Raw genomic sequence first — 9,928 nt, 5'->3', positions numbered from 1 at the left:
AGCTGGGTAGCTACGTGTGGAAAGGATAAGTGCTGAAAGCATCTAAGCATGAAGCCCCCCTCAAGATGAGACTTCCCATCATTTTAAATGAGTAAGATCCCTCAGAGACGATGAGGTTAATAGGTTTGAGGTGGAAGCGTGGCGACACGTGGAGCTGACAAATACTAATCGATCGAGGACTTAACTAACTTCTTTTGATGTCTGATTCACTCTTATTTAGTTTTTAAGGTATAAACCTTAATTTAATATTATTGTCTGGTGATAATGGCGGAGAGGTCACACCTGTTCCCATACCGAACACAGAAGTTAAGCTCTCCAGCGCCGATGGTAGTTGGGGGTATCCCCTGCGAGAGTAGGACGTTGCCAGGCAAAATTGAAAGACAGGACATGATAGAAAAATCATATCCTGTCTTTTTTTTGCATAATGGATATAGCATATCATTCATCTATACATCAATAAAAACGGCTTAAAAAACATTACATTAAAGTGATAGTGTAATAATTTAAGCCCTTCAAAATAATTTAAATGAAGGGCCTAGCTTAGTGTTGCTTTTGTAGATAAGTATTTTCATACAAAGATATTTATTCTGTGATATTAATTTCATAATTAGGCAAAATTAGTACTTCTACGCGTCTATTTTTCTCCCTGTTTTCTGCACTTGTATTTGGAACAATAGGTTTGTTTTCACCATATCCTTTCGCACTGAACAGGGCAGGATTTAATTTTTTATTTTCTAGGATAAACTGCATAAAATTAATTGCTCTCATTACACTTAGATCCCAATTTGATGCATAGCTAGAATTATGAATTGGCACATCATCACTATGTCCACTAATTACAATCTCATGTGGTGGGTCGGCAACAAGTAATTCAGAAACCTCCCTTGCCACCCTTTCTCCATCTTTTTTCACTTCAGCACTACCTGAGTCAAAGAAGACATTATTTACAATCGTAATTAATAGTCCTTCATCCGTTAATTTGGTTTCTATATCCCCTTCAAGATGTTGCTCCTGGATATAGGCATTAATACTTAACTGAATTCCTTGCAACTTTTCAAGCTCGAGTTGACTATTTGTTTTACTTTTTTCCTTATTCTCATCATTTTCTTCGTTTTCATTGTCTTCCTTTTGTGTTGTAGGTATCTCAGTAGGTTGCTTATTCTGTTCTAGAATTCCAATTCCACCAGCAGAAAATTCGCTTTCAAACACTTGGGAGAGTCGTTCATATTTCTCAGCATTAATATCACTCATGGCAAAAAGTACAATAAATAATGCAACCAATAATGTCAATAAATCAGAATACGGAAGGAGCCATGACTCGTCGATGTGGTTACCTTTCTTTTTCTTTCTACGCATCATTATCCTCCGACTGATTATTTCCTTTCTTTAGTTCTTCAAGTTCCTTTGTTTCGATAAAAGCTCCTAATTTATCTCTCACCATCATCGCAGAATTTCCATTTGCAATGGATAGAATTCCCTCAACAATTAGCTCTTTTTTTCGAATTTCTTGTTTTGACTTTTCCCGTAATTTATTAGCAAACGGATGCCACAAGACATATCCAGTAAAAATTCCTAATAACGTTGCAACAAAAGCAGCAGAGATTGCATGGCCTAGCTTCTCAATATCCGTCATATCCCCTAATGCAGCAATCAATCCAATTACGGCTCCTAATACTCCAAGTGTTGGTGCATAGGTCCCTGCTTGCGTAAAGATTGCCGCACCTTCTTCATGCCTTACTTCCATTGCATCGATTTTTTCTATCAACACTTCTTTAATATAGTCTGGGGACTGCCCGTCTACAATAAGTTCAATCCCAGACTTAATAAATGGATCCTCCATGTTATTTAATTGACTTTCCAAGGACAGTATTCCTTCTTTACGAGTTTGATCTGACATCTCTCCAAACGTTTGAATTAATTCTTTATTGTCAGTTTGCTTGTTCTCCGTAAATAGTATCTTCAAGAGTGCTGGTACCTTCTTTAAAGTGTTCATTGGAAAAGCAATAGTAACGGCTGCTATCGTTCCTAAAAGGATAATTAAAATGGCAGCTGGATTGATTAAGGCACCTAGACCAACACCTTTAAGTACCATCCCAACACCAATTGCAATGATCCCTAAAATTAAACCAATGACCGATGATTTATCCATTAGTTGTTATACCTCCTTAAAGTTTGATAATAGGTTAATTTACATTAAAAACCTATCACTTAACTTATATATCGGTAAAAATAACAGGATAGTTGATAATAGGATTATATATTTTTCGGAAAGTCTATCGTTATTCAGATACCATATTCCATATTCCGTCTATAATTTTCCTTCAGCCAACACATTTTCAGCAATGTCCGTTCTCCCATGCAAAGATCTGTTCTATACGTTTATTAAATCCATCAACATTCTCTGGAACATATTTTTAGTAAATTTTTCAACCTCCATTTTGAACAAGCACTTTTAGATAAAAGCTACTATTAACAAAAGTTAACATGGGCTTTAAATCTAGTTAATAGTTATCTGTTACATTAATAATTGTATTATGGTGCGATTAGAGAGAGCTCAAAATAGGATGAATGGGCATCGTGTAGACATTACAAACATGGAGGCCTTTTTGAGTGTAAGAAACGGAGGGATTCATGGAGAAAATGCATTCCATTAATAGGTAACTAGAATTTCAATTTAAAAGCAATGGAGGAATGGGGATATGAAGAAGTTTTCTTATATATTACTATTCACTGCGATGATGTTTTTACTTGCTGCTTGTGGTGATGCGGCTAGTTCAGAAGAAAGTTCGGAATCAAGTTCTAAAGGTGATGGCCCGATTGAAATTACATATTGGTATGCATGGGGAGATAAAATAGGAGAAAACAATGAAAATCTGGTAAAGCAATTTAATGAAATGCAAGACGAAATCCGTGTTACTGCTGAATTCCAAGGTAACTATGACGAGTTACATTCGAAGACACAAGCAGCACTTGCAGCCGGTAATGCTCCAGAAGTAACACAAAATGAAATTTCTTCGATTGAAACATTTGCAAGGGCTGGTATGACTCAAGAGTTAACAACATTTGTGGAGCAAGATGCGGAAGAAGTTAATATGGAAGACTTTAACCCTGGTTTAATGGGGAACTCTTATGTAGATGACAAGCTTTATGGTCTTCCTTATTTAAGAAGCACACCGATTGTTTATATTAACAAAACCATGTTTGAAGAAAAAGGGATTGATCTAGAGTCTATCCAAACTTGGGAAGATTTTAAATCGGCAGCTGAAAAATTAACAGATAATGAACATGTTGGGATTTCGATGCCGGTAGATATTTGGTTCTATGAGGCATTTGTTGCTCAAGCTGGTGGGGAAATGTTCACTGAGAATGGCAAGGTCGCTTTTAACGGTGAAGGGGCAGTAGAAGCTTTAAACCTTTGGAAGGAAATGGTTGTAGATGGGACGATGCGTGTTCCTGGTGGAGAGCCGCAACAAGCATCTGACATGGCAAGACAGGATTTTGCTACGGGTCGTGCGGGAATGTTTTTCTCCTCTACAGCTGACTTAACCTTAATGATGCAATTAGCGGAAGAAAATGGCTATGAATTAGAAACAATCATGTTTCCTGAAAATGAAAAACGCAGTGTTCCAACTGGTGGAGCGAACTTAGTAATGACTTCTGGATTAGATGAGGAAAAACAACAAGCTGCATGGGAGTTTATTAAATTTATGACAGCTACGGAACAGACTGCTTATGCCAGCGCGTATACCGGATACTTACCAAGCAGACTTTCTGCAGTAGAGTCAGACACGATGCAAGAACTTTATAAAGAAAAACCTCAATTTAAGGTTGCAGTAGACCAATTGCAATATGGGAATGCTCGTCCAATGGTAGAAGGATATCCAGAAGTACAAAAAATTCTTATCGAAGAAATTCAACGTTTAATGCTTGATACAAGCTTGGATGCACAGGACGTGCTAGACCAAGCTGCAGAACGTTCAGCCAGTGTGATTAAATAAAAAATAGTTTCACATAGGAACGTGGTATTTCGTGTCACGTTCCTATGAATTAATTTCAACTTTAAGGAGTTATATCATGACTAAAATCCAATTGAAAAATGTCTCGAAAGCGTATGGGAATAGTAAAAAAGTGATTGATAACATGAATTTGGAAATTCGAGATGGGTCGTTTACTGTTTTGGTAGGACCGTCTGGTTGTGGGAAGTCAACGACACTCCGAATGATTGCTGGTCTGGAAGAAGTTACTTCTGGTGAAATATGGATTGGAGATCAGTTAGTAAATGAGGTGGCGCCTGGAAAAAGAGGAATCTCCATGGTTTTCCAAAACTATGCATTGTACCCAACGATGACAGTAAGAGGGAATATTGAATTTGGGTTAGAAAATATGAAAATACCAAAAGTGGAACGAAAAAAGATGGTAGAGGAAATTGCGGAGATTGTGGACCTTACTGAGTTTTTAGATAAAAGGCCACAAAACTTATCTGGTGGACAGCGCCAGCGTGTGGCATTAGCCAGAGCAATGGTGAAAAAGCCAAAGGTCTTTATTTTTGATGAGCCGTTATCTAATTTAGATGCAAAATTACGAGGGCAAATGCGGACGGAGTTAATTCAACTGCATAAACGCTTAGGAACTACTTTCATCTATGTGACCCATGACCAGGTAGAAGCGATGTCGATGGGAGATGAGATTGTCATTTTAGATAAAGGTAATATCATGCAGCAGGCGGCCCCGATGGAAGTTTACCACAATCCAGAAAATCAATTTGCAGCAAAATTTATTGGTATCCCAGCGATGAATGTTCTGCCAATAGCAATGTTAGAAAGAAATATTGGAAAGATGACAGATGGGCGAATTTTCCATGTAGGTTTCAGACCAGAACATGCGGAAATACAAACGGCAAAGCAAACGACTTCTGGAGTACACCTTCCTTGTGAAATCATGACGATGGAAACACTTGGTTCAGAGACATTATATTTGGTGAACAGTGATGCAGGGCAGTTTCAAGTGAAAAGCTTCCATAACCCATTAATGAATACGAAGAAAGTTCATGTCACCATTCCATTTGATAAATTATACTTCTTTGATACGCAAGGTAATCGAGTTTATACGGATGGGCTTCCTTTTGAATGGCGAGACGAAAAGGTTAGGGAAGAGGTGCTTGTATGAATTTAGCGAAGTCAAGTTATATAAATGAAGTATCGGAAGGGGAAAAACCAAGATCTATAAAGCTAACAAAGTGGCGCCCATATCTTCTCATTGCGCCCGCCATCATCGTTTTTCTAGTGTTTTTCATTCAACCCATTTTTTACATGATTTATTTAAGTTTTCATGAATGGAATTTCATTAGTCCTGATAAAACATTTGTTGGGCTTGAGAATTTTATAGTATTGCTGTCTGATCCAATGTTTTTACAAGTGATTCGTAACACGCTAATGTATACCTTCTTCACGGTGTTGCTTTCTATTAGTATTGCGCTTCTCATGTCTATCTGGTTAAACAGACAAGGGTGGATGTATAGTTTTGTTCAAGGGGCGGTTTTCAGTCCACATATTATTTCGCTCGTATCGATTGCGATGCTATGGATGTGGATTATGGATGCTGATTATGGTTTGTTAAACTGGGTTTTGAGTTTGGTGGGGATTAATAAAGTGCCGTGGCTAACAGAACCAAATATAGCTTTAGCTTCTCTCATTATTATCGCAGTTTGGAAAAATATCGGATATTATACATTGATTATTATTGCTGGATTGCAAAGCATTCCAAAACATTTATATGAAGCGGCTGCCTTGGATCAAACTAGTGGCATTCGACGATTTACAAAAATCACATTTCCTATGTTATCGCCCAGCTTATTTTTCTTAACGATTATTGGGATCTTGGATTCCATTAAGGTTTTTGAAACGATTAGTATTATCACAAAGGGTGGACCACTTAATTCAACGAATACTCTTGTATATTACATATATGAAAATGGCTTTATCTTTTTTAAAATTGGATATGCATCGGCGGCCGGTGTGATTTTATTAGTTATTTTAGGTATTCTAACATTGATTTATTTTAAAGCTCTGAGTAAGAGAGTTCATTACCAATAGAAGGGAATGTGTACGTTGAAAACATCCTTGCCTTTAAGATTATTGAATGTGATTGGTTTAATTATTGTTGTTGCTATCTTTGCTATGCCGTTTATTTGGATGATTTCCACAAGTTTAAAAACTTTAGGAGAAACGATGATTTTTCCACCAAAATGGATTCCAGATGAACCTATTTGGCAAAACTTCATGGATGCATGGAATTCTGGGCCGTTTCTGCAATATTTCATCAATAGTGTTATTGTCTCGGTTGGGATTTTAATCTTTCAATTTATTACGGTAATTCCTGCTGCATATGCGTTTGCAAGGTATGAATTCCGCTTCAAAAATGCCTTGTTTGGTTTAGTTATGGTGACAATGATGATTCCAGCTCAACTTATTTTCTTGCCAGTATTTCTAAATTTAAGTGAGTGGGGAATTCTTGATACGTTGTGGGGATTGATTTTACCGTTTGCGACAAGTGCATTCGGAATTTTCATGTTGCGTCAAACATTTAAGCAAGTTCCAGAAGAATTATTAGAAGCTGCACGTTTAGATAATTCGACTGATTTAAAAATTATGATGAAAATTATGGTTCCAATGGCTAAACCAACGTTGATTACATTAGGATTATTCAATTTTATTACACACTGGAATGATTATTTCTGGCCACTTGTAATGACAACAACAGAAAAAGCACGTACCCTTCCTGTTGGAATTGCACAACTACGCCAAGTGGATGGTGGGGTCGCATGGAATATTCTGATGGCCGGTAACGTTATTCTAGTCATACCAATCTTGATTATCTTTTTCTTTGCACAGCGTCATATTATTAGGGCGTTTACGTATACGGGTGTTAAATAAATACATAACATAGGTTGAGGAATGGGTTTCGGTGGGAACTCATCCTTTTTTTGTAGAGAGGAAAGTATAAACTTTATTAACATATAAAAAAGGCCCCAAGTAGGAGCCTTGTCTTAAACATATGCAATTTTTTTGATAACCTTTTCTCGGTTTGGTGTGGAGCCAATCCCGTGTGAATTCAATTGAAAGTGATTAATGTTTGAACCAATTATTTGTGCAAGACCTTTTAATTCTGGATTTCCAACACGAATGGATTGAATAGATATTTCGTTATCGTCTATTTCCAATACGCGTATACTTTGATCATCTAGGATGGCACTTGCCTGAACAAAAGTCCAATTATCTATCGTTTCAATCGAATCTATATGATTATGCCCATTTATGTAGATGCCGTTACCTTTCTTTTTGCGTAAAATATCAAGAATTGGTACTTCCGGGACAATTGATAAATATGGAAAATTTGAATTAGCTGTAGTGTCGTAAACTGGATGATGTGCAAAGATAACTACAAGTTTTTCCTCACTTTGTGCAATTTCACCTTCTAACCATTCTAATTGCATGTCACTTAAGAAACCGCTATGGTCTTCGTGATTGTGGTCTCGTGCTGTTTCTAAGGAGATAAGATTTACTTGATCGGTTTCAATGGAAATATTTTGTTTTCTGTTAGAAATGTTTAACACTTCTTTTCTTGGAATACCATATAAATCATGATTGCCAAAGGTGTGAATAAATGGTTTATCGTATTTTTGAATGATTTGATAGACTTCATGTAACTCGTCCTCTTTACCAAAATTGGTTAAATCACCGATAGAAACATAGTAATCAGCCTTTAGTTCAAAAAAAGAATGAAGAAATCTAGTATAAAATTTATTTCTAGCTTCTTTCACTTCGTTACTTTTGCCAACCATAGACGGGTAATGTAAATCTCCGATAAAAGCAATTCTCAAAATTATCATCTCCTTAATATTTGTTATCCTCATTATACTGGTAGAATATTAACGCAAAGTGGAGAGCCTGTTAAGATTGGTTAAATTTAATGTAGTCTGGAATCAGTTTCTAAGTACATACCTTTAAAAAGGTTGACGGAATAGTTAACGTTATGTTATTCTAATCTAGTCATATTTGAATAAAGAACCTTAAAATAGTGTACATGCTTAATTTAATATTTCTCTTATATCGCGGGGTGGAGCAGTCTGGTAGCTCGTCGGGCTCATAACCCGAAGGTCGTAGGTTCAAATCCTGCCCCCGCAACCAAAGAATTATTTCAATTAACTTCATCGGATTATCACCTTAAGCTAATTGAAAATTAGTCGTGCTGTAAAGTGCAACCAAGATATTCATCATACCTTTTTTAAACATCCCCTTGTAGTTGAAATTAAAGGATACTGTGAAGGAAATGAATGGTCCGGTAGTTCAGTTGGTTAGAATGCCTGCCTGTCACGCAGGAGGTCGCGGGTTCGAGTCCCGTCCGGACCGCCATTTATTTAATAAGATTACTTTCAAATACACATGATTTATTAATATAATCATGTGTTTTTTAGTATTCAAAATATACTTTAAGCTATTTTCTTTTTTAGAAAACTTGGCATTCGCCAAGCCTTTGGGTGAATGCCTTAGTTGCACTTATGCATATCTTTACGGTGGGGCGAGTAACCGGATCCCCAGACGGGAAAGATTTTATACTTTCCTTACTGCTAAAAAACATAAAACACCATTTCTTATCGCGTTAAATTTTTTCTTTTTTATTCTTTTTGCTATCATTATGTTAGTTTGAATAAAATACTTTATAGCCCTAAGATAGGGTTAAAGTTATAAAAAAGTAGGTGAATAATTGAGTAAACACCAAATTGTTTCGAATAGTGCGGAAGAAACAGAATTAATAGGAGAAAGATTAGCTTCATTACTTGAAGCAGGTGACGTTTTAACACTTGAAGGCGACCTTGGAGCTGGAAAAACAACATTCACAAAAGGGATTGCTAAAGGCTTAGGGATAAAACGTACGGTAAATAGTCCAACCTTTACGATTGTGAAGGAATATGAGGGTAGACTTCCATTGTATCATATGGATGTGTATCGATTAGAATATTCCGATGAAGATATTGGATTTGACGAGTATTTCAATGGTGATGGCGTATCTGTTGTTGAATGGGCTCAATTTATTGAAGACTATTTACCAATAGATCGACTAGATATAAGAATAAAATATAATGGGGATTCGAGGCTTTTAGAGTTTTTAACAAATAGTTCCCATTTTGAATCTAAAATTAATGAGTTGATGAGTTAGGAGTTACAGTATATGAACGTTCTTGCAATTGATACGTCTAATCAAGTAATGGGTGTTGCTCTATTAAAAGATGAAGAGGTTGTTGGAGAAATAGTTACAAACATAGCAAAAAATCATTCCGTTCGATTAATGCCTGCAATTGAGAAATTAATGGCAGAAGTTTCTCTAACGCCAGCCGATCTGGATAAAATTGTGGTAGCTAAGGGTCCGGGTTCTTATACAGGCGTTCGTATCGGTCTTTCTATAGCTAAATCAATGGCTTGGGCTTTGGGAATTCCAGTGGTGGGTGTTTCAAGTTTGGAAGTTCTAGCCTATCAAGGCCGATTTTTTGATGGATACGTGTTCCCATTTTTTGATGCAAGGCGAGGATTGGTCTATGCGGGTGTTTATGAATTCAAGGATTCTAAATTAAGATTAGTATACGAAGAAAAGAATTTGCCAATGGAAGATGCTTTATTAAAATTAAAAGGTGATAACAAAAAGGTTTTATGTTTAAGTCCGGAATTGATCAAACATAAGGATACTATTCAACATGTTTTAGGGGACTTAGCAATTATTCCAGAAGGGCCTTTTCATCTAGCGAATCCTGGATTTTTAGGTTTATCCGGCTTATATAAAGAAGGGGATAATACACATACATTAACACCTAATTATTTAAGATTAGCAGAAGCTGAGGCAAAATGGCTACAAGCGCAAAAGGAAAATAAATAAA

At 36.4% G+C, this 9,928-nt stretch carries 9 protein-coding genes, 2 tRNA genes and 2 rRNA genes; 10 read left to right on the top strand and 3 right to left on the bottom strand.

The window, feature by feature from the left end; translation table 11 throughout:
* Both A9178_RS15840 and rrf read left to right on the top strand, forming a co-directional pair.
* Positions 1-188, top strand: a 23S ribosomal RNA gene (locus tag A9178_RS15840); the annotation flags it as partial.
* 66 nt (positions 189-254) lie between these two features.
* A 5S ribosomal RNA gene (rrf, locus tag A9178_RS15835) occupies positions 255-369 on the top strand.
* A gap of 213 nt (positions 370-582) precedes the next feature.
* On the opposite strand, the gene motB is transcribed toward rrf, so the two are convergent.
* Positions 583-1,359: a flagellar motor protein MotB gene (gene motB, locus A9178_RS15830; protein WP_068677028.1), complete on the bottom strand. Its 777-nt coding sequence runs from the start codon at positions 1,357-1,359 to the stop codon at positions 583-585.
* Positions 1,349-2,149 carry a flagellar motor stator protein MotA gene (gene motA / locus A9178_RS15825; protein WP_068677027.1) on the bottom strand — a complete coding sequence of 267 codons (801 nt, stop codon included), beginning with the start codon at positions 2,147-2,149 and terminating at the stop codon, positions 1,349-1,351. The genes motB and motA overlap by 11 nt, the downstream gene beginning before the upstream one ends.
* A gap of 550 nt (positions 2,150-2,699) precedes the next feature.
* Between motA and A9178_RS15820 the strand changes: the two genes are divergently transcribed.
* The 4 genes from A9178_RS15820 (at position 2,700) to A9178_RS15805 (ending at position 6,932) form a co-directional block, all read left to right on the top strand.
* Positions 2,700-3,998 (top strand): ABC transporter substrate-binding protein, encoded by a 1,299-nt coding sequence (locus tag A9178_RS15820; RefSeq protein WP_068677026.1) that lies wholly within the window; start codon positions 2,700-2,702, stop codon positions 3,996-3,998.
* A 76-nt stretch (positions 3,999-4,074) separates the two neighbouring features.
* Complete coding sequence (locus A9178_RS15815) at positions 4,075-5,166, top strand: ABC transporter ATP-binding protein (protein WP_068677025.1); 1,092 nt, start codon at positions 4,075-4,077, stop codon at positions 5,164-5,166.
* Positions 5,163-6,092 (top strand): carbohydrate ABC transporter permease, encoded by a 930-nt coding sequence (locus A9178_RS15810; protein ID WP_082918235.1) that lies wholly within the window; start codon positions 5,163-5,165, stop codon positions 6,090-6,092. The genes A9178_RS15815 and A9178_RS15810 overlap by 4 nt, the downstream gene beginning before the upstream one ends.
* A 15-nt stretch (positions 6,093-6,107) precedes the next feature.
* A complete protein-coding gene (locus A9178_RS15805; protein WP_231889868.1) occupies positions 6,108-6,932 on the top strand; it encodes a carbohydrate ABC transporter permease in 825 nt (274 codons plus the stop codon).
* Positions 6,933-7,045: 113 nt separating this feature from the next.
* Here A9178_RS15805 and A9178_RS15800 read toward each other — a convergent pair whose 3' ends face one another.
* Positions 7,046-7,879 (bottom strand): metallophosphoesterase family protein, encoded by an 834-nt coding sequence (locus A9178_RS15800; protein WP_068677017.1) that lies wholly within the window; start codon positions 7,877-7,879, stop codon positions 7,046-7,048.
* Positions 7,880-8,109: 230 nt separating this feature from the next.
* Here A9178_RS15800 and A9178_RS15795 point away from each other — a divergent pair.
* The 4 genes from A9178_RS15795 to tsaB all read left to right on the top strand — a co-directional run bounded on the left by A9178_RS15795 (position 8,110) and on the right by tsaB (position 9,927).
* A tRNA-Met gene (locus tag A9178_RS15795) sits at positions 8,110-8,186 on the top strand.
* A 148-nt stretch (positions 8,187-8,334) separates the two neighbouring features.
* Positions 8,335-8,411 (top strand) — tRNA-Asp (locus A9178_RS15790).
* A 352-nt stretch (positions 8,412-8,763) separates the two neighbouring features.
* A complete protein-coding gene (tsaE, locus tag A9178_RS15785) occupies positions 8,764-9,216 on the top strand; it encodes a tRNA (adenosine(37)-N6)-threonylcarbamoyltransferase complex ATPase subunit type 1 TsaE (protein WP_068677015.1) in 453 nt (150 codons plus the stop codon).
* A 12-nt stretch (positions 9,217-9,228) separates the two neighbouring features.
* Positions 9,229-9,927, top strand: coding sequence for a tRNA (adenosine(37)-N6)-threonylcarbamoyltransferase complex dimerization subunit type 1 TsaB (gene tsaB, locus A9178_RS15780; RefSeq protein ID WP_068677013.1), 699 nt, complete (start codon positions 9,229-9,231; stop codon positions 9,925-9,927).
* Position 9,928 lies beyond the last annotated feature (1 nt).

Source organism: Oceanobacillus sp. Castelsardo, assembly GCF_001659985.1.
Classification (GTDB): Bacteria; Bacillota; Bacilli; order Bacillales; family Amphibacillaceae; genus Oceanobacillus.
Note: the sequence above shows the minus strand (reverse complement) of the source record. Positions and strands in the feature narration are given on the sequence as shown.

Bases quoted from the DNA above. Each gene is read 5' to 3' on its own strand.
- A9178_RS15820 (WP_068677026.1), top strand. From the start codon at position 2,700: ATGAAGAAGTTTTCTTATATATTACTATTCACTGCGATGATGTTTTTA.
- A9178_RS15810 (WP_082918235.1), top strand. From the start codon at position 5,163: ATGAATTTAGCGAAGTCAAGTTATATAAATGAAGTATCGGAAGGGGAA.
- tsaB (WP_068677013.1), top strand. From the start codon at position 9,229: ATGAACGTTCTTGCAATTGATACGTCTAATCAAGTAATGGGTGTTGCT.
- A9178_RS15815 (WP_068677025.1), top strand. From the start codon at position 4,075: ATGACTAAAATCCAATTGAAAAATGTCTCGAAAGCGTATGGGAATAGT.
- motB (WP_068677028.1), bottom strand. From the start codon at position 1,359: ATGATGCGTAGAAAGAAAAAGAAAGGTAACCACATCGACGAGTCATGG.
- motA (WP_068677027.1), bottom strand. From the start codon at position 2,149: ATGGATAAATCATCGGTCATTGGTTTAATTTTAGGGATCATTGCAATT.